The sequence below is a fragment of the Pseudomonas sp. 1L-E-NC-VB-C3 genome, assembly GCF_057291535.1.
On sequence record NZ_JBXAWD010000010.1, the window covers coordinates 1 to 19,823 of the forward strand.

The window sequence follows — 19,823 nt, forward strand, 5'->3', positions numbered from 1 at the left end:
TCAAAAGCCCCTCACCCTAACCCTCTCCCAAAGGGAGAGGGGACTGACCGAGTTGTTGGTGAGAGATACGCCGACGTGAAGTACCGAGTCGAACTCAGGTCGTGAAAAGCACGCAAATCGGCTCCCTTTCCCCCTCGCCCCCCTGGGGGAGAGGGCTGGGGTGAGGGGGTAAATCTCAGCCATCACACAGAACCCGAACTGGAAACCGGACTATGAAAACACCGTTGCGCTGGACATCAAGAGCCGCCTCACTGCTGCTCTGCCTGCTCTTCTGGCAACTCGCCGCCAGCCATCACTGGAACCTCGGCCTGGTGACCTTTGCCAACGTGCCGACGCCACTGGCGGTGATCGAAGCCGCACTGGGCCTGGGCGACTCGGGCAAACTCTGGCAGCACTTGAGCAGCAGCCTGGGCCGCGTCTTCGCCGGCTATCTGGCGGCGTTGATCATCGGCATCGTCCTGGGCCTGGCCATCGGCCGGTCGAAATGGGCCGAAGACATACTGCTGCCACCGCTGGAAGTCCTGCGCCCGATCCCCGCCGTGGCGTGGATTCCGCTGGCGATCCTGATGTTTCCATCCTCGGAATTGTCGATGGTCTTCATCACCTTCACTGGCGCGCTGTTCCCGATCCTGCTCAACACCGTGCACGGCGTCGAACGCGTTGATCCACGCCTGATCGCCTCGGCAAAGAGCCTCGGGGCAGGGCGTCGGGCGATTCTGCTGGAAGTAATCCTGCCGGGCGCTGCGCCGAGCATCATCACTGGCCTGGCGATCGGCATGGGCACGTCGTGGTTCTGTCTGGTGACGGCGGAAATGATCTCCGGGCAGTTCGGCATCGGTTACTACACCTGGGAGTCCTACACCATTCAGAACTACGCCGACATTGTCGTCGGCATGCTCCTGATCGGCGTGTTGGGCATGGGCAGCAGTTGGCTGATCAAACGCCTGGGCGGCTTGTTCACGCCTTGGCATCGACCGCGAGGCAAAGCCTGATGAGCGTGATGCAAACCCCGGCAGGGCGGATCGACATTCGCCAGTTGTCCATCGTCCTCGGCCAGGGCCGCGAAGCCTTCGAAGCGGTGCAGGGCCTCGATTGCCAGATCGAATCCGGCCAGTTCGTGTGCATTCTCGGCCCCTCCGGTTGCGGCAAGTCGACCTTGCTCGGCGCCCTGGCCGGACACTTGAATGCCAGTACCGGCAGCCTGAAAGTCGACGGCAGCGCGGTGACCGGCCCGTCGCCGCAGCGCGGCATGGTGTTTCAGCACCACACGCTGTTCCCGTGGCGCACGGTGCGCGACAACGTCGCCTTCGGCTTGAAGATGCGCGGGGTCGGCAAGGCTGAGCGCCATCGCGCCGCTGACGACATTCTCAAACTGGTCGGCCTCGACGGCTTTGCCGAGCGTTGGCCCGATCAGCTCTCCGGGGGCATGCAGCAGCGGGTGGAAATCGCCCGGGTGCTGGTCAATCGCCCGCGACTGTTGCTGATGGACGAACCGTTCGGCGCGCTGGATGCGCTGACCCGTCTGAACATGCAGGAACTGCTGCTGGACATCTGGACGCGCATCCGCACCACGGTGGTTTTCGTCACCCACGACATTGACGAGGCGCTGTTTCTCGCCGACCGCTTGCTGGTAATGAGCGCGCGACCGGGGCGAATCATCGAAGACTTGCCTCTGGACTTTCCGCGTCCGCGCACCAGCGAACTGGTGACCAGCCCGGAATTCGCTCGCCTCAAGCGCCACTGCCTCGACCTGCTGCGCCACGACAACGACCGACCGCTGCCGCGCCTCAATCCGCTCGGCCTGCCTCCTGAAAACCCTTTGCCGCGATTTGCCTTATGACCTCTATTTTTGCTGTGACCGACAACGAAGACATCCTCGCCCTGCATCCGCGCCTGACGGCTGAAGACGCTGGCGTGCGGCGCATTGCCCTGATCGATCTGGCCGATCTCGAAGAACCGGATGGCTTGCTCTGGCTGGTTGATCGACTTCGTCAGGATCCTGCCGAGGATGTTCGCGCTGAAGCTGCGCGATTGCTTGAAGCGTGGGAGGACGATGCGGTCGTGCAAGCCTTGTGCGAAGCGCTGACGGATCCGTCGCCCGCTGTGCAATCGGCAGCGGCGCAAAGCCTGAGCCTGCTCAAGACTGCGGCGGCGGGGCGCGTGATTCTGCCGTGGACCGAACATGCCGATGTCAGTGTGCGCATCGCCGCATTTCGGGCGTTGCGAGAATTGCGCTTTGCCGAGGCCGCGCCGGCTGCTGTCGCGGCATTGGAAGATGCCGATGCTCATGTTCGGCGCGAAGCGGTTGGCGTGCTCGGCTGGCTCAAACAGCTCGACGCGCTGCCAGCCCTGGCGCAACTGGCCAGCGACGACCCGGACACCGAAGTGCGTCGCGCCGCGACCGGTGCGCTGGGTCTGGCCAGTGGCGCCGAAGTGTTGCCGGCGCTGAGCCAGGCCTTGCACGACCCCGCCTGGCAAGTGCGCGAAGAAGCCGCGACGACACTGGGCAAGGTTGGCCACAGCGACGCCGGCCCGGCCTTGGTCGAAGCGCTGAGCGATGATTACTGGCAAGTGCGCCTGCGCGCCGCTCGCAGCCTCGGTCGTCTGCGCTTCGTCCCGGCGCTGGATGCGCTGATTGATACTCTCGGCCACCGCATCAGCAACCTGCGCAAGGAGGCCGCGCTGGCGCTTGGAGAGTTGAACGATCGCGGCGCCGTGGCCGCGTTGCAGGCAGCGCAGGACGACGGCGACCCGGAAGTGCGCAAAGCCGTGCGCATCGCGTTGAGTCAGCTGCAATGAATCCGCTGTCGGTGGGCAACTCGCAGAGTGAGCGCACGTTACGCCTGAGCTGGCCGGACGGGCGCGAATCGCTGCTCAAGCATGCCGATCTGCGCCGGCAATGCCCGTGCTCGCAATGCCGCGCATTTCGCCTGCGCGGCGTCACGCCGCTGGTCGATGAGCGCGTGCGTCTGATCGAACTCAACCCGCAGGGGTATGGTGTGCAACTGGTGTTCAGCGACGGGCATCAACGCGGGATTTATCCGTGGGAGTACCTGGCGCAACTGGCTTCCTGACCTTATCCGATGATCGTTCCCACGCTCCGCTTGGGAATGCAGCCCGTGACGCTCCGCGTCACTGGACGCGGAGCGTCCCTTGAGGCATTCCCACGCAGAGCGTGGGAACGATCAGATCGCAGCCTTCGGCAGCTCCCTGCGTTGGCATGCGCCGACTGGCGGTTCTTGTCAGGAATTTCCCACAGGAGTACAAATGTACTCCATGACCAATCTGACTCCCCGCCGTACCGCCATTCTGACCTTTATCCGCGATCGCATCGCCGAGCACGGTCAGCCCCCAAGCCTCGCTGAAATCAGCGAGGCTTTTGGTTTTGCCTCGCGCAGCGTGGCGCGCAAGCATGTGCTGGCGCTCACCGAAGCCGGTTTCATCGAGGTCAACCCGCATCAGGCCCGGGGCATTCGTTTGCTCGGCCAGCCATCGCGTCCGGAGCTGCTGGAGATCCCCGTACTCGGTCGTGTGGCCGCCGGCGCGCCGATTGGCGCCGATGCCGATATCCATAACCGTTTGCTGCTCGACCCGGCGCTGTTCTCCCGCACCCCGGATTACATGCTGCGGGTGCAGGGCGACTCGATGATCGAAGACGGCATTCTCGATGGCGATCTGGTCGGTGTGCGGCGCAATCCCGAGGCGCTGAACGGCCAGATCGTCGTTGCGCGTCTGGACGGTGAAGTCACCATCAAACGCTTCGAACGGGTCGGGGATGAAGTGCGCCTGCTGCCGCGCAACCCGGCGTACAAGCCGATTGTCGTGCGTGATGATCAGGATCTGGCCATTGAAGGCGTGTTCTGTGGTCTGGTGAGGCAAGGCTGATGGGCGCCGTCGTTGCGTTGGATACGCTGTTCAATGGCGGCCAGGTCTGGCGCGGCAGGCCTGCGCCACCGGCGGCGAGTCCGCAGCCGACCGGGCATGCGGGACTGGACGCAGCTCTGCCCAGCGGCGGCTGGCCGGAAGCGGCGCTGAGCGAAATCCTTCTCGCCGGCCCTGGTGTCGGCGAGCTGCAACTGGTCTGGCCAACCCTGGCGCGATTGTCCGCGGCCGGTGAGCGCATCGTGCTGGTGGCGCCGCCGTTCGTGCCGTACCCGCAGGCCTGGGCCAATGCCGGGGTCGATTTGCGCCAGTTGTCGGTGATTCAGGCCAGCGAACGCGATGCCTTGTGGGCGGCGGAGCAGTGTCTGCGCTCGGGCAGTTGCGGCGCGGTGCTGTGCTGGCCGAACAAGGCCGATGACCGAGCCTTGCGGCGTTTGCAGGTAGCGGCGGAAACCGGCCAGACCCTGGCCTTTGCCTGGCGCCCGTTGAGCGAGGCGGTCAACCCGTCACCGGCAGCGTTGCGCATAGCCATCGATGCCAAACCGGCGCAACTCCGCGTACTCAAATGCCGTGGCGGGCTGGCGCGTGCGGCGCCGATTGCCTTTGCCGTGGGGCACTGATCGTCATGCGCTGGGTATGTATTCTCTTTCCGCAACTGGCCCTCGACGCTGTGCTGCGTCAGCGCCCCGACCCTGAAGAGCCGCTGGTGCTGCTCAGCGGTCCGGCCCAACGCCGAGTGCTGCAAGCGGTAAATCCGGCGGCGCGCAAACTCGGCCTGCGCCCCGGCATGTCGATGACCGCCGCGCAAGCCATGAGCAAAGGCTTTGCCACCGCCGATTACGAGGTGGCCGAGGTCGAGCACTGGCAGCAGTTTCTCGCCGCGTGGGCCTATCGCTTCAGCGCGCAGGTCAGCGTGCATTACCCGCGTACCGTGGTGTTCGAGATCGAATCGAGCCTCGGACTGTTCGGTACCTGGCCGCAATTTGAAGCTCGCCTGCGCCAGGAATTGAAAGATCTGGGCTTTCGCCATCGCATCGTCGCCGCGCCGAACCCGGTGGCGGCGCGAGTGCTGGCCAATGCCTACGATGGCCTGGTGGTGCCGGACAGCGAAGCCTTGCAGCAACATCTCGGGCAATTGCCGGTTGATCGTGTGGGGCTGGAGCCGAATGTCGCCACGGCGTTGTCGCGCATGGGCCTGCGCAATCTCAGTCAGGTGCAAAGCCTGCCACGCCAGGCACTGGCCCGGCGTTTCGAAGCGCAGATGCTCAAGCACCTCGACACGCTGTTCGGCGCACGCCCGCTGGCGCTGGCGTTCTATCTGCCGCCAGACCGTTTCGATATCCGCATCGAACTGAATTTCGACGTGCAATCCCATCAGGCATTGCTGTTCCCGTTACGGCGCTTGACCGGCGACCTGTCGGCGTTCCTCTGTGGGCGCGACAGTGGCGTGCAGCGTTTTGATCTGCATCTGGAACACGCAGGGCTGCCGGACACGGTGATCAAGGTCGGCCTGCTCAGTGCCGAGCGTGACGCTGCGATGCTGTTTGAACTGGCCCGTGGCCGGCTGGAGCAAGTCCAGGTCGAGGCGCCGGTGCGTGGTTTTCGCTTGCGCGCCGAAGACCTGCCGAGTTTCGTTCCGCAGTATCAGGAACTGTTCGACGACCGCCCGCAGCAGACCTTGCCCTGGGAGCAATTGCGCGAACGTCTGCGCGCACGGCTGGGTGATGACGCGGTGCAGGGCTTGCGCTTTCAGGCCGATCATCGCCCCGAGTGCGCGTGGCAGAATGGCGTCGACAAACAGCCTTGCACAGGTTTGCCCAGCGTGCAGCGCCCGGGCTGGCTGCTCAACGAACCGCAGAGCGTGCCGGAAGGTTCGGCGCGGATTCTCATGGGGCCGGAGCGCATCGAATCCGGTTGGTGGGACGGTGGCGACGTGCGGCGTGATTACTACCTGATCCAGAACCGCGCCGGTCAGCAGGGCTGGGCCTGGCGCGCTGTGGGTGAGGGCGGCCCGCTGTGGCTGCAAGGCTGGTTCGCATGAGTGCCGATTACGCCGAACTGCATTGCCTGTCGAATTTCAGTTTCCAGCGCGGTGCCTCCAGCGCGCTGGAGCTGTTTCAGCGGGCGAAAAAGCACGGCTATCAGGCGCTGGCGATCACCGACGAATGTACCCTGGCCGGCATCGTTCGTGCGTGGCAAGCGGCAAAGTCCGTCGAGTTGCCGCTGATCATCGGCAGCGAGGTGCGCATCGACAACGGCCCGAAACTGGTACTGCTGGTGGAAAACCTTGCTGGTTATCATGCCCTGTGCGGCTTGATCACCCAGGCCCGGCGGCGTACGCAGAAAGGGCAGTATCAGGTGCTGCGCGAAGACTTCGCCGAAGCGCTGCCGGGTTTGCTGGTGTTGTGGGTGCCGGATTCAGTGGATGACCGGGAAGAAGGGCGCTGGCTGAAACAAACCTTCGGCGACCGCCTGTGGCTCACGGTGCAACTGCATCGCGGGCAGAACGATCAGCAGCGGCTCGCGGCATTGTTGGCTCTGGCGGCTGAGCTGCAGACTCCAGCCGTGGCCAGCGGCGATGTGCACATGCATGCCCGGGGGCGCCGTGCCTTGCAGGACACCATGACCGCGATCCGTCATCACGTCCCCGTGGCCGAAGCGGGTCTGCGCCTGCATCCCAATGGCGAGCGGCATTTGCGTTGCCTTGATGTGCTGCGCGAATTGTATCCGCCGGCCTTGCTCGAGGAATCGGTCAACCTGGCCCAGCGCTGCACCTTCGATCTGAGCGAGCTGCGCTATCAATATCCGAAAGAGCTGGTGCCCAAGGGCCACAATGCCAGTTCCTGGTTGCGTCATCTGACCGAGGAGGGCATTGCCTGGCGCTGGCCGAAAGGGCCTCAGGCCAAGGTGCTCAAGCAGATCGATGACGAGCTGCAATTGATCGCTGAACTCGGCTACGAAAGCTACTTCCTCACCGTGCACGACGTGGTGCGCTTTGCCCGCACGCAGAACATCCTCTGTCAGGGCCGTGGTTCGGCCGCCAACTCGGCGGTGTGTTTTGCCCTGGGCATCACCGAGATCGATCCGGATCGTACTACGCTGCTGTTCGAACGCTTCATGTCCAAAGAGCGCAACGAGCCGCCGGACATCGATGTCGATTTCGAGCACGAGCGCCGCGAGGAAGTCCTGCAATACGTGTTCAACCGTTATGGCCGGCGGCGTGCGGCGCTGACCGCGGTGGTCAGCACCTATCACGCCACCGGTGCCGTGCGCGATGTGGCCAAGGCCCTCGGCCTGCCACCGGATCAGATCAACGCGCTGGCCGATTGCTGCGGGCGCTGGAGCGATGAAACGCCGCCGCTGGAACGTTTGCGCGAAGGTGGCTTCGACCCGGACAGTCCGGTGCTGCGTCGGTTACTGAGCCTGACCGGGCAACTGATCGGCTTCCCCCGGCACCTGTCGCAACATCCCGGTGGTTTCGTGATTTCCGAGCAGCCGCTGGACACCTTGGTGCCGGTCGAAAACGCGGCAATGGCCGACCGCACCATCATTCAATGGGACAAGGACGACCTCGATGCGGTCGGCCTGCTCAAGGTGGATATTCTCGCCTTGGGTATGCTCAGTGCGATTCGCCGCTGCTTCGACCTGCTGCGCCGGCATCGTGATCTGAACCTGACACTCGCGACGATTCCACCTGAAGACAAACCGACCTACGAAATGATCAGTCGCGCCGATACCGTCGGCGTGTTCCAGATCGAGTCGCGGGCGCAGATGTCGATGTTGCCGCGCCTGAAGCCAAAGACTTTCTACGATCTGGTCATCGAAGTGGCGATTGTCCGTCCCGGGCCGATTCAGGGCGGGATGGTTCATCCGTATCTGCGCCGACGTAATAACGAAGAGGCGGAAACCTATCCGTCGCCGGCGCTCGAAGTCGTACTCAAAAGAACCCTGGGCGTGCCGCTGTTTCAGGAGCAGGTCATGCAGATCGCCATCGTCGCTGCCGACTATAGCCCCGGCGAGGCCGATCAGTTGCGCCGCTCGATGGCGGCTTGGAAACGCCATGGCGGACTGGAGCCGCACAAGGAGCGCCTCGCCGCCGGCATGAGAAAGAACGGCTACACACCGGAATTCGCCGCGCAGATCTTCGAGCAGATCAAAGGCTTCGGCAGTTATGGCTTCCCCGAATCCCACGCCGCCAGTTTCGCCTTGCTGACCTACGCCAGTTGCTGGCTGAAATGCCACGAGCCGGCGGCGTTCGCCTGTGCATTGATCAACAGTTGGCCGATGGGCTTTTACAGCCCGGACCAGATTCTGCAGGACGCGCGGCGGCACCAATTGCAGATCCGTCCGGTGGACGTGCGCGCCAGCGACTGGGATTGCAGCCTCGAACCGCTGAGTGCCGGGCAACCGGCGATTCGCATGGGCCTGCGCATGATCAAGGGATTTCGCGAAGAGGACGCACGGCGCATCGAAGCCGCGCGCCGACACGGGGCGTTTGCCGATGTCGCTGACCTGGGTGAGCGCGCCGCCCTCGACAGTCGTGCGCAGGCCTTGCTGGCAGACTCCGGCGCCTTGCGCGGTCTGGCCGGGCATCGTCATCGTGCGCGTTGGGAAGTAGCCGGGGTGCAGAAACAACTCGGCCTGTTCGCCGGCCTGCCCAACGAAGAGGAAGTCAAAATCGTCCTGCCCAAACCCAGCGTTGGCGAAGACCTGCATGCTGATTACTCGACCGTGGGGACGACGCTGGGGCCGCATCCACTGGCGTTGTTGCGTGGCGAGTTGCAGGCCCGGCGTTGCCGCAGCTCGCGGGAATTGATGGATATCGAACATGGCCGGCCGGTCAGCGTGGCCGGTCTGGTCACCGGCCGACAGCGCCCCGGTACGGCCAGCGGCGTGACGTTCGTGACCCTGGAAGACGAGTTCGGCAACGTCAACGTGGTGGTCTGGCGTGACCTGGCCGAGCGTCAGCGCCAAGTGCTGGTGGGGTCGCAATTGCTCAAGGTCGACGGCCGCTGGGAACGCGAAGGCGATGTGCGCCACCTGATCGCCGGGCGCATGAGCGACCTTAGCCCGCTGCTCAATGGCATTCACGTGCAGAGCCGGGATTTCCACTGACCTTTGTGGGAACGAGCCTGCTCGCGAAAGCGCAGTCTGAGGCAATGACGATGTTGACTGTGCCGCCGCCTTCGCGAGCAAGCTCGCTCCCACAGGGATTTTGGTTGCAATGAAGATGGTCGATCTGCCTCGTATCAGAGTGGGAGCGAGCCTGCTCGCGAAAGCGGACTGTCAGGCAATGACGATGTCGAACGTGCCGCCGCCTTCGCGAGCAAGCTCACTCCCACAGGGATTTTGGTTGCAATGAAGATGGTCGATCTGCCTCGTATCAGAGTGGGAGCGAGCCTGCTCGCGAAAGCGCAGTGTCAGGCAACGACGATGTCGAACGTGCCGCCGCCTTCGCGAGCAGGCTCGCTCCCACAGGTTTTGGCTGTTTATCCAAAATCGAGATAAATCAAAAGGCTGCACCTTTGGGCCGAAGGCAGATATTCTGCGCTTCACACCGGTACGGGAACCCGATCAATCTCCATGGCCAGCCACTGCCAGGATGAATTGCCCGACGCCAAAGGAGTGTTCGAATGAGCGAAAAGAAACTGGAAACCACGGTCGATCGCGTCTACCAAGGGGTTTACGCGGCGATCAGCAAGCGTTCGTTGCGCCCAGGCATGAAGCTGGGTGAGGCCTCGCTGGCCGAGTTGTTCAATGTCAGCCGCACGTCGGTGCGTGCTGCGCTCAAGCAATTGGAAGCCGATGGTCTGGTCACCACTGAGCCCAACAAAGGTGCATCGGTGTCGCTGCCCAGTGACGCAGAGCTGCGTTCGCTGTTCGAAACCCGGCGGCTGATCGAAATCGGCATCGTCACCGAACTGTGCCGGCGCAAAGACAGCGTTGCCATGCAGGATCTGCGTGAGCACTTGTTGCTGGAGGATGCCGCCCATGCGGCCGGCGACCATGAACGGCTGATCCATCTGCTCGGCGAATTCCACCTCAAACTGGCGCGCAGCCTGAACAATCCGGTGCTGCTCGACTGGTTCCAGAAGCTGATCTCGCGCGCTTCGCTGTATGCCGCCGCGCTCGATGACGACAGTCATCAAGCCTGCCGCGACGATGAACACCTGCGTTTGCTTGAGTACATCGAGGCCGGTAATCAGAGCGCCGCGATCGAGCTGACCTGCACGCACCTCAACGGAATCGAGAAGGCGATTCTCGACGTTGCTGCAAAAATGAAAACCGGCTATCACCCACTCAAACACTTGATTGGCGTCTGAATGGCTCTGTGTCGCAAATCGGCTATACCTCCAATGAAACCAATGCGTTTTCAGGGCCTCGAAACACACGGGCGTCGCGTCGTTGTAGCGTTGCGATAGATCGGAAAACCGCAAAAAAGGACACTGAGTCAGGCGATGCAGTTTTTATCCGAAAGCCACGGCTGTGAGGGCTGGAAAGGCGAAATGGCCGGACGCATCCGTGCGTTCGACTGGAGCCTCACCGAACTGGGTCCGCTCGCCGACTGGCCGGCCAGCCTGTGTAACACCGTGCAGCTGATGCTGGCTTCGCCGCTGCCGATGGTGATGCTCTGGGGCCATGCCGGCTACATGATCTACAACGACGCCTACTCCGAATTCGCCGGTGGCCGCCATCCCTATCTGCTTGGCGTGCCGGTAGAGCTGGGCTGGCCGGAAGTCGCCGAATTCAACCGCCACGTCGTTGACACTTGCCTGGCCGGCGGCACCTTGTCCTATCGCAACAAAGAGCTGGTATTGCTGCGCGACGGCGTGCCCGAAGACGTCTGGATGGACTTGTATTACAGCCCGGTGGCCAACGACGAAGGCGTGCCCGGCGGCGTCATGGCGATGGTGGTCGAAACCACCGAACTGGTGCATTCCGAGCGCCTGCGTCAGGCGGCCGAAGATGCCTATCGCGCCGACAACGAGCGCGTGCGTCTGGCGCTGAATGCCGGCGCACTGCTTGGCTCCTTTGTCTGGGACATCAAGAACAATCGCTTCTCTGCTGACGAACGTTTCGCCCGCACCTTTTCCTATCCGCCGGATCAGGACTTGAGCGATCTGCAACAAGAGATCGCTGAATCGCGCATTCATCCCGAAGATCATCGGTGGGTGCAGGAGCGAGTTGCCCATAGCGTGCGCACTGGCGAGCCGTACAACGCTGAATACCGCGTGCAGCGGGCCGACGGCCAGTACCTGTGGGTGTTGGCCAGTGGTGCCTGCGAGTTCGATGAGCAAGGCAAGCCGTTTCGCTTTCCCGGTGTGCTGATCGACATCCATGAGCGCAAAAACGCCGAAGAATCACTGCTCAAATTCACCCGCAATCTCGAACAGCGCGTGGCCACCGAAGTGAATGCGCGGCTCGCGGCCGAGGAACAACTTCGCCAATCGCAGAAGCTCGAATCCATCGGCGGCCTGACCGGTGGCGTTGCCCACGACTTCAACAATCTGCTGCAAGTCATCGCTGGCAACCTGCATCTGCTCGCCCGGCATGAGCCCAACAATGCCAACGTACAACGCCGGGTCGTGGCTTCGCTGGCGGCGGTCGAACGCGGTGCCAAACTGTCTTCGCAACTGCTGGCCTTTGCCCGGCGGCAACCGCTGTCACCGGCCGTGTGCAATCCAGAGCAAATTTTCGAAGGCGTGGGCGAATTACTCCAACGTGCATTGGGCGAAACCATTCAGATCGACGTGCAGTTGCCGCCGCAGCCCTGGCACATCAACGTCGACCGCAACCAACTGGAAAACGCGATTCTCAACCTGGCCATCAACGCCCGCGACGCGATGAAGGGCGAGGGCGTTATCGGCCTCAGTGCCGCCAATGTCTGTCTGGACAGCGAATACTGCGTCGGCAAGGGCATCGCGTCCGGTGAGTATGTGCGCGTGGCGATCACCGACACCGGCGTGGGCATTGCCCCACAAATGCTGGAACAGGTTTTCGAACCGTTCTTCACCACCAAGGCCGACGGGCAGGGCACTGGCCTCGGTCTGAGCATGGTCTTCGGCTTCGTCAAACAGAGTGGCGGTCACGTCGAGATCGACAGCAAGCTCGGCGAAGGCACGCGGGTGCAGTTGTATTTCCCGCGCAGTCTGCGTCCGGTTCGTGAAGAGACCGCCAGTGTCGGCGAGCGCAAGAGCGGCGGCCACGAAACCATTCTGGTGGTGGAAGACAATGACGCGGTGCGCGCTTCGGCGGTGGAGTTGCTGCGCGAAGAAGGCTATCGGGTGATGACCGCGTGCAATGGCGACGTGGCCATGCAGATGCTGCTGGAAGGCATCGAGATCGATCTGATCTTCACCGACGTGGTCATGCCCGGCCTGATCAAGAGTTCCGATCTGGCCGCGTGGGCCAAGGTGCAGACACCGCCGGTACCGGTGCTGTTCACTTCCGGGCATACCCGCGACATCATTTCCCGCGACCACCAGCTCAGCCCCGATACGCATCTGCTCGGCAAACCCTACAGCCCGCAAGCCTTACTGCAGATGATTTGCGAGGTGCTCGGCACCTGATGCCGAGCGCTGCCCAGTTTTTCAATCAAGGCAGGCCGATGATTTCCAAGCGCAATTCCAAAGCACCCGCCGGCATGGTTCGTGTGCGCGGCGCCCGCGAACATAACCTGAAGAACGTTGATGTCGATATTCCGCGCGATGCGCTGGTGGTGTTCACCGGTGTCTCCGGTTCGGGCAAGTCGTCGCTGGCGTTTTCCACGCTGTATGCCGAGGCCCAGCGGCGGTATTTCGAATCGGTGGCGCCCTACGCGCGGCGGCTGATCGATCAGGTTGGCGTGCCGGATGTCGATTCCATCGAAGGACTGCCGCCCGCCGTCGCTTTGCAACAGCAGCGCGGCACGCCGAGCGCGCGTTCGTCGGTGGGCAGCGTGACGACGTTGTCGAGCCTGATCCGCATGCTCTATTCCCGCGCCGGGAGTTACCCGCCGGGGCAGCCAATGCTGTATGCCGAGGATTTTTCACCGAACACGCCGCAGGGCGCCTGTCCGGAGTGTCATGGACTTGGTCGCGTCTATGAAGTCACCGAAGCGCTGATGGTGCCGGACCCGAACCTGACCATCCGCCAGCGTGCAGTGGCGTCCTGGCCCTTGGCCTGGCAGGGGCAGAACCTGCGCGACATCCTCGTGACCATGGGCATCGATGTCGACATTCCGTGGAAAAAACTGCCGAAAAAGCAGCGCGACTGGATTCTCTTCACTGAAGAGACGCCGACGGTGCCGGTGTACGCCGGGCTGACCCCGGAGGAAACCCGCGTCGCCCTCAAACGCAAGATGGAACCGAGTTATCAGGGCACCTTCACCGGCGCCCGGCGCTACATCCTGCACACCTTCACTCACTCGCAAAGTGCGCTGATGAAGAAGCGTGTTTCACAGTTCATGCGCGGTAGCCCGTGCCCATTGTGCGAGGGCAAACGGCTCAAGCGCGAGGCGTTGTCGGTGACCTTTGCCGGCTACGACATTGGCGAGTTGTCGCAGATGCCGTTGCTGCAAGTGGCCGAAGTGCTGCGGCCTGTAGCAGCGGCAAATTATCTGGAACAGGCCGAGGAGAGCGGCGACACCCTCAGCCATGCGCAAACCCGCGAGGCGCGTCAGCAGCGGGTCGCCCATGGGGCCAGCGGGCATGCCAGCGCACCGGACGTGCGCCACACGCCGAATCTGTCGCTGGAGAAACGCTTGGCGGCGCAGCGCATCGCTGAGGATTTGCTGGAGCGGGTCAGCACCCTGACCGATCTCGGCCTGGGTTATCTGGCGCTGGAACGCAGTACGCCGACCTTGTCGTCTGGCGAGTTGCAGCGTTTGCGCCTGGCCACGCAATTGGGTTCGCAGCTGTTCGGAGTGATTTATGTTCTGGACGAACCGTCTGCCGGTCTGCATCCGGCGGATGGCGAGTCGTTGTTCGAGGCGTTGCAGCGGCTGAAGGCGGACGGCAACACATTGTTTGTGGTCGAACACGATGTCGAAACCATGCGCCGCGCCGACTGGCTGATTGACGTCGGTCCGGCGGCGGGCGAGAAGGGCGGGCGCGTGCTCTACAGCGGTCCGCCTGCGGGACTCGCTGATGTTGCAGATTCGCAGACCCGCGCCTATCTGTTTGCCGAAAACCAACGCCCTGAGCGCGCCGCGCGCAAGCCGAGCGGCTGGCTGAAGCTCGACGGCGTCACCCGCAATAACCTGAATAATCTTAGCGCCGAATTCCCTTTGGGCTGTTTCACCTCGGTGACCGGTGTGTCTGGCTCCGGCAAGTCGAGTCTGGTCAGTCAGGCCTTGCTGGAACTGGTCGGCGCGCAGTTGGGCCGTCCGGTGGCAGAGGCCGAGTCAGAAGAACCGAGCCTGGAAGATGACACGCCGCCGCCCAGCACCGGGCAGATCAGCGCCGGCCTGGAGTCGATCAAACGGCTGGTGCAGGTTGATCAGAGACCCATCGGACGCACGCCGCGCTCCAATCTGGCGACTTACACCGGCTTGTTCGACAACGTGCGCAAGCTGTTCGCCGCGACACCTGAGGCACAAGCGGCGGGCTATGATGCCGGGCAGTTTTCTTTCAACGTCGCCAAGGGCCGTTGCGCCACGTGTGAGGGCGAAGGTTTTGTCAGTGTGGAATTGCTGTTCATGCCCAGCGTGTATGCGCCATGCCCGACCTGCCACGGAGCGCGGTATAACCCGCAGACATTGGCGATTCTCTGGCAGGGCTTGAGCATCGCCCAGGTGCTGCAACTGACCGTCGATGAGGCGGTGGCGGTGTTTGCCGAGCAGGCGGGGATTCGTCGTTCGCTGGAAGTGCTGCGCGATATCGGCCTGGGTTATCTGCGCCTGGGGCAACCGGCCACGGAACTGTCCGGTGGTGAAGCGCAGCGGATCAAACTGGCGACCGAGTTGCAGCGCAGCCAGCGTGGCGCGACCTTGTATGTACTGGATGAACCGACCACGGGATTGCACCCGAGAGATGTCGATCGGTTGCTGGAACAACTCGATACGCTGGTAACGGCGGGGCACACGGTGATTGTGGTCGAACACGAAATGCGCGTGGTCGCGCAGAGTGACTGGGTGATCGACATCGGCCCCGGGGCCGGCGATCAGGGCGGCAGGATCGTCGCCGCCGGCACACCGCAGAAAGTCGCGGCGAGCAAGAAGAGCAAGACTGCGCCGTTTCTGGCTCGGGCTTTGAGCCGATAACTGCAGCGCCTTGCTGGCCGCCATCGCTGGCAAGCCAGCTCCCACAGGAATTCAAGTTGTTGCCGAAAATCTGCGCACACTGATGCCCCTGTGGGAGCTGGCTTGCCAGCGATGGCGCCAGTTCAGGCGCCATCCAGCGTACGGCGGACCTTGTCGAGCAGTTCGCTGATCTGGAACGGTTTGACCAGCATGTCCATGCCGGTGCCGAGGAAGACCTGGCGGTTGAGCGCGGTTTCGGCGTAGCCGGTCATGAACAGGATCGGCAGCCCTTCGTGCCAGCCACGGGCAACATCCGCCAACTCCCGCCCGCTCATGCGCGGCAGGCCGACGTCGGTCAGCAGCAGGTCGATCGACGGGTCGTTCTGCAAGCGCTCCAGCGCCGATTCGATATCCGCCGCTTGCGTGCAGCGATAGCCGGCATCCTCCAGCACTTCGGTGACGAACAAGCGCACCGTGGCCATGTCCTCGACGATCAGCACATGCTCGCCACTGCCTTTCGCGTCAGGCACGGGCACAGGTGCGTCGGCCCCGGTCGGGTCGTTGGTGCCAGGCAGCATGATGGTCACTTCGGTGCCACGTCGGGCGACGCTGCGGATGTGCGCGTCACCGCCGGACTGACGGGCAAAACCGTAGATCGTCGACAGACCGAGCCCGGTGCCCTGGCCCAAAGGCTTGGTGGTGAAAAACGGTTCGAACACCTTGTCGATCACGTTGTGTTCGATGCCGGTGCCGTCGTCGCGTACCGACAGCGCCACGTACGCGCCATCGGCCAGATTCGGATCGCCATGGGAATAAGCGGCGTAAGTATTGACCCAGATATTGCCGCCCGAGGGCAGGGCATCACGGGCGTTGATCACCAGGTTAAGCACCGCGCTTTCCAGCTGCACCGGGTCGACCAGCGCAATCGCCGGTTTGTTGGTCAGTTCCAGCTTGAGGGTGATGCGCTCGCCGATGGTGCGCACCAGCAATTCTTCCAGCGAGCGGACATGCTCGTTGATGTCCACCGGCCGTGTATCGAGCGGCTGCTGGCGGGCAAATGCCAGCAGACGATGGGTCAATGAGGCCGCGCTCATGGCTGAGTTCAGCGCTGCTTCGGTATAGAACTGCACCTTGTCCAGACGCTCATCGGCCACGCGTTTCTGGATCAGTTCCAGACTGGTGATGATCCCGGTCAGCAGGTTGTTGAAGTCGTGGGCGATACCGCCGGTGAGCTTGCCCAGTGCATCCATTTTCTGTACTTGCAGCAATTGCGCTTCGGCATGCACGCGTTCGGCGACTTCCTTGGCCAGCTGCGTGGTGGTGTCATCCAGCCGCGCCAGATGCGAGCGCTCGCGATGGCGGTGTTCGGTGACGTCCTCGACGAACACCAGACTCAGTTCCGGGGTGCGATACGGCGAAATCTGCCATTGCGTCTCGCGAATCTCGCCCTGCACACGCATGTTCAGCGTGCCTTTCCAGCGCTCGCCGTCGACCAGACGCAGACGCAGTTCGTCGAGGATCGAGCATTGATCTTCGGCAAAGCATTCACGCAGCGCCTGCGCGTCGCGGTTGTCGACGATCAACTGGGCAAAGGCGTGGTTGCATTCATGCACTTTCAGATTGGCATCGAGCACGGCGATCGGTGCCGAGACGTTGGCAAAAATCTCGCGGAAACGCGCCTCGCTTTCGCGCAGGGCATTTTCCGTGTCGCGCACCCGCAGCAGGGTACGCAGGGTCGCCAAGAGCACATCGGGGTCGACCGGGTGAATCAGATAGGCATCGGCACCCGCGTTGAGACCAGTGATGATATCGCCGGTCTGGATCGACGCCGCTGACACATGAATCACTGGCAGCAGCGCGGTGCCCGGGTCGGCGCGCAGCAGGCGGACGATGTCGAAACCGCTCATGTCCGGCAGGTTGACGTCGAGGATCAACGCATCGAGGGCTTCGCCCTCGATCAGGGCCAGGCCGTCGCTGCCGGTGCCGGCTTCGAGCACCGTGTAGCCATGGCGCTCCAGGCGCCGGCGCAGGGCGTAACGGGTGGCGACGTTGTCATCGACGATCAACAGGCGGATGTCACGATTCATCGACGTTCTCCAGAGCGATTGCCAGCGGGATGATGACAAAGAACGTCGAGCCGACGCCCGGCGTACTGTCTACCCCGACTTCACCGCCGAGCAGGGCGGCGAAACGCTTGCACAGTGACAGACCCAGACCGGTGCCGCGCAGACGTTTCTGCAATGGCGAATCGACTTGGGAGAAGTCTTCGAACAGCGTGTCATGCAGTTCGGCCGCGATGCCGATGCCGGTGTCGCTGACGGCAAAGCGCACTTTGTCTTCACCTTCCATTCGCGCCGATACCCGCACTTCGCCACGGGTGGTGAATTTCAGTGAGTTGGAAATGAAGTTGCGCAGGATCTGCCCGAGCTTCTTGTCATCGGTATACAGGCGCGGCAGGCCCAGCGGCTCTTCGAAGATCAGATCCACCGCCGAGGCGTCGACGATCGGCCGGAACATCCCGCGCAGGGCCGAAAACAGGTCGAACATGTCGAACCAGGCCGGCGAGATGCTGATGCGCCCGGCTTCGATCTTCGCCAGATCGAGCAGGTCATCAACCATGTCGCTGAGCTCGCGGGCAGCGGTGCTGACGAAGGCTACCTGCTTGTGCTGTTCAGGGCTGAGCGGACCGTCGAGTTCGTCAGCGAGCAGACTGTTGATGCTCAGTATCGAGCCCAGCGGCGTGCGGAATTCATGGCTCATGTACGACAGGAAACGGCTCTTGAGATCCGATGCCTGACGCAGTTCTTCTGCCTGATTGTCGAGCTCGGCGTACAGCGCCAGCACGCCCTGGTTGGTTTCATCGAGCTCTTCGCGCAGGGCAGTGGTTTCGCGCTGCAACTGAGCGATGAGCGCCGCCTGTTCGGCGTGGCTCAAGTGAGTCGATTCAGCCATGGGCGGCCTCCAGAGCCACGACCAGCACCGTCACGTCATCGCGACCACGGCAAAAGTCGCGGTGCAGGACGCTGGCTATCACGGCAGGATGGCGATGCACCAGGCCGGGGTAGTCTGCAAGATTCCAACGGGACTGTAGGCCGTCGCTGTACATGATCAATAAATGTCCGTTCACGTGAGCATAGTCAAAGGGTTTGGCTTTACGGTACTGGCCGCCAACGATACCGGGGTGTGAGGCCAGGCCGCGGGATTTGCCAGGCTCCAGCAGACTGGCGCCGATGTTACCGACACCGGCGAACGTCAGGCCGTCGCGCTGGCTGTCAAACTGCGCGAACGCCACGGCGCCACCGCGCGTGCCGAGCATTTCCTGATGCAGGTCTTCCATCAATACCACTGGATCGGCAAACGGTGCCCGGGCGAATGCCTGCGCCCCGGCCAGGCCTGCGCGCTCGGCGTCTTCGCCATGACCGAGGCCATCGACCACCAGCGCGCTGATCCGCGAGCCTTCATACGCCAGATGCCAGACATCGCCGCAGGCTGGATCGGCATGCAGCGAATGCTGGCTGACGCCGAAGCGGATATCGGCCTGACGATCGCTGCGCGGAAAAATTCGCGCCAGCAACACCGCGCCACGGTGGTCGGCGTAGACATCGAAGACACTGGTCTGCCGCGATACGGCGCCGAGGCCGATGCCTTGTGTGCCGCCAGTGGAAAAGCCATCCGCCAGACAGGCATCCAGATCAAAGCCCTGCGCGCGATCCACGGTCTGCATTTCGATGCCGAAGCCGTTATCCGGCCGAGCCAGTACACGCAGGTGAAATTCACCACGCTGGGCATGCTTGAGCACGTTGCTCGCCAGTTCGGTCGCGACCAGCGCCACGCGGCCGGCATCGTTTTCGTCGAAGCCATGCTGCTCGGCGAGTTTCTGCGCGGTGCGCCGCGCGTGGCCGATCTGGCTGCTGTCCTCGATCGGCAGAACCTGGGTCAACGACCCGGTGATATTCATGTCCATCGTGTGATCGTAATGCGCGTGCCTTTGCCGGGCTCAGTGTCGAGTTCGAATTCATTGACCAGGCGCTTGGCGCCAGTCAGGCCAAGGCCCAACCCGCTGCCGGAGGTCCAGCCGTCGGTCATCGCCAGTTTGATGTCGGGGATGCCAGGGCCTTCGTCGCGGAAGGTGATGCGCAAACCGACCCGGCCGTTTTCCTCGAGAATCTGCCAGTCCATGTCGCCGCCGCCGCCATAGACCATGGTGTTACGCGCCAACTCACTGACAGCGGTCACCAGTTTGGTCAGGTCGATCAGGCGCATGCCACATTCGGTGGCGAGCTTGCGCGTGGTCTGGCGGGCCAGCACTACGTCCTGTTCAATGAGAATGGGTTGCGTACCGCTACTGCGCACGGTCATTGTGCAAGTACTCGTTCCCGCAGCAGTTTCATCCCGCGTTCGACGTTCAGGGCGGTGCTCACGTCTGGCAAAGTCATGCCCAGCTCAACGAGCGTGATCGCCACTGCCGGCTGCATGCCGACCAGCACGGTTTTGGCGTCCATGATTTTCGACAGCCCGGAAATGTCGCCGATCATGCGCCCGATGAACGAATCGACCATGTCCAGCGCCGTGATGTCGATCAGCACGCCCCGGGCGGATGTCCGGCTGATGCGCTCGGACAGATCGTCCTGCAGGGTCAGGGCGAGTTGGTCATGCATGTCGACCTGAATGGTCACCAGCAAGATATCGCCCATTTGAAGAATCGGAATACGTTCCATGG

The 19,823-nt window shown here is 62.9% G+C and carries 16 protein-coding genes; 11 read left to right on the forward strand and 5 right to left on the reverse strand.

Features of this window, described 5'->3' with window-relative positions; all coding sequences use genetic code 11:
* Positions 1 to 212 precede the first annotated feature (212 nt).
* The 11 genes from AC0Z5Z_RS17035 to AC0Z5Z_RS17085 all read left to right on the forward strand — a co-directional run bounded on the left by AC0Z5Z_RS17035 (position 213) and on the right by AC0Z5Z_RS17085 (position 15,124).
* The gene (locus AC0Z5Z_RS17035; protein ID WP_406228952.1) at positions 213 to 992 is read left to right on the forward strand and encodes an ABC transporter permease; all 780 of its coding nucleotides are present in this window, start codon (positions 213 to 215) and stop codon (positions 990 to 992) included.
* Complete coding sequence (locus tag AC0Z5Z_RS17040; RefSeq protein ID WP_406228954.1) at positions 992 to 1,840, forward strand: ABC transporter ATP-binding protein; 849 nt, start codon at positions 992 to 994, stop codon at positions 1,838 to 1,840. The genes AC0Z5Z_RS17035 and AC0Z5Z_RS17040 overlap by 1 nt, the downstream gene beginning before the upstream one ends.
* Entirely contained in the window at positions 1,837 to 2,799 is a 963-nt protein-coding gene (locus AC0Z5Z_RS17045) for a HEAT repeat domain-containing protein (RefSeq protein ID WP_485611388.1), read from the forward strand. Before AC0Z5Z_RS17040 ends, AC0Z5Z_RS17045 begins: the two co-directional genes overlap by 4 nt.
* Complete coding sequence (locus AC0Z5Z_RS17050; RefSeq protein ID WP_485611389.1) at positions 2,796 to 3,074, forward strand: DUF971 domain-containing protein; 279 nt, start codon at positions 2,796 to 2,798, stop codon at positions 3,072 to 3,074. Before AC0Z5Z_RS17045 ends, AC0Z5Z_RS17050 begins: the two co-directional genes overlap by 4 nt.
* Before the next feature lie 193 nt (positions 3,075 to 3,267).
* Positions 3,268 to 3,885, forward strand: coding sequence for a transcriptional repressor LexA (lexA, locus tag AC0Z5Z_RS17055; protein ID WP_041478675.1), 618 nt, complete (start codon positions 3,268 to 3,270; stop codon positions 3,883 to 3,885).
* Positions 3,885 to 4,502: a translesion DNA synthesis-associated protein ImuA gene (gene imuA, locus AC0Z5Z_RS17060; protein WP_041478676.1), complete on the forward strand. Its 618-nt coding sequence runs from the start codon at positions 3,885 to 3,887 to the stop codon at positions 4,500 to 4,502. The genes lexA and imuA overlap by 1 nt, the downstream gene beginning before the upstream one ends.
* A 5-nt stretch (positions 4,503 to 4,507) precedes the next feature.
* The gene (locus AC0Z5Z_RS17065; protein ID WP_485611390.1) at positions 4,508 to 5,923 is read left to right on the forward strand and encodes a Y-family DNA polymerase; all 1,416 of its coding nucleotides are present in this window, start codon (positions 4,508 to 4,510) and stop codon (positions 5,921 to 5,923) included.
* Positions 5,920 to 8,997, forward strand: a complete 3,078-nt coding sequence (locus AC0Z5Z_RS17070; RefSeq protein WP_485611391.1) for an error-prone DNA polymerase — start codon at positions 5,920 to 5,922, stop codon at positions 8,995 to 8,997. The genes AC0Z5Z_RS17065 and AC0Z5Z_RS17070 overlap by 4 nt, the downstream gene beginning before the upstream one ends.
* Before the next feature lie 518 nt (positions 8,998 to 9,515).
* Positions 9,516 to 10,205 (forward strand): GntR family transcriptional regulator, encoded by a 690-nt coding sequence (locus tag AC0Z5Z_RS17075; RefSeq protein ID WP_016774461.1) that lies wholly within the window; start codon positions 9,516 to 9,518, stop codon positions 10,203 to 10,205.
* Between the two features lie 135 nt (positions 10,206 to 10,340).
* Positions 10,341 to 12,452, forward strand: a complete 2,112-nt coding sequence (locus AC0Z5Z_RS17080; RefSeq protein ID WP_485611392.1) for an ATP-binding protein — start codon at positions 10,341 to 10,343, stop codon at positions 12,450 to 12,452.
* 38 nt (positions 12,453 to 12,490) lie between these two features.
* Positions 12,491 to 15,124, forward strand: coding sequence for an excinuclease ABC subunit UvrA (locus AC0Z5Z_RS17085; protein WP_353187384.1), 2,634 nt, complete (start codon positions 12,491 to 12,493; stop codon positions 15,122 to 15,124).
* A 122-nt stretch (positions 15,125 to 15,246) separates the two neighbouring features.
* Here AC0Z5Z_RS17085 and AC0Z5Z_RS17090 read toward each other — a convergent pair whose 3' ends face one another.
* From AC0Z5Z_RS17090 to AC0Z5Z_RS17110, 5 genes are read right to left on the reverse strand one after another with little or no spacing between them, the layout of a single operon-like run.
* Positions 15,247 to 17,190, reverse strand: coding sequence for a response regulator (locus tag AC0Z5Z_RS17090; RefSeq protein WP_252869335.1), 1,944 nt, complete (start codon positions 17,188 to 17,190; stop codon positions 15,247 to 15,249).
* The gene (locus tag AC0Z5Z_RS17095) at positions 17,180 to 18,055 is read right to left on the reverse strand and encodes a sensor histidine kinase (protein WP_041478682.1); all 876 of its coding nucleotides are present in this window, start codon (positions 18,053 to 18,055) and stop codon (positions 17,180 to 17,182) included. Before AC0Z5Z_RS17095 ends, AC0Z5Z_RS17090 begins: the two co-directional genes overlap by 11 nt.
* The gene (locus AC0Z5Z_RS17100; RefSeq protein ID WP_150635939.1) at positions 18,048 to 19,061 is read right to left on the reverse strand and encodes an ATP-binding protein; all 1,014 of its coding nucleotides are present in this window, start codon (positions 19,059 to 19,061) and stop codon (positions 18,048 to 18,050) included. The genes AC0Z5Z_RS17095 and AC0Z5Z_RS17100 overlap by 8 nt, the downstream gene beginning before the upstream one ends.
* Positions 19,058 to 19,462 carry an anti-sigma regulatory factor gene (locus AC0Z5Z_RS17105; RefSeq protein WP_016774465.1) on the reverse strand — a complete coding sequence of 135 codons (405 nt, stop codon included), beginning with the start codon at positions 19,460 to 19,462 and terminating at the stop codon, positions 19,058 to 19,060. The genes AC0Z5Z_RS17100 and AC0Z5Z_RS17105 overlap by 4 nt, the downstream gene beginning before the upstream one ends.
* Entirely contained in the window at positions 19,459 to 19,821 is a 363-nt protein-coding gene (locus AC0Z5Z_RS17110; RefSeq protein ID WP_056785183.1) for an STAS domain-containing protein, read from the reverse strand. The genes AC0Z5Z_RS17105 and AC0Z5Z_RS17110 overlap by 4 nt, the downstream gene beginning before the upstream one ends.
* Positions 19,822 to 19,823: the final 2 nt, after the last annotated feature.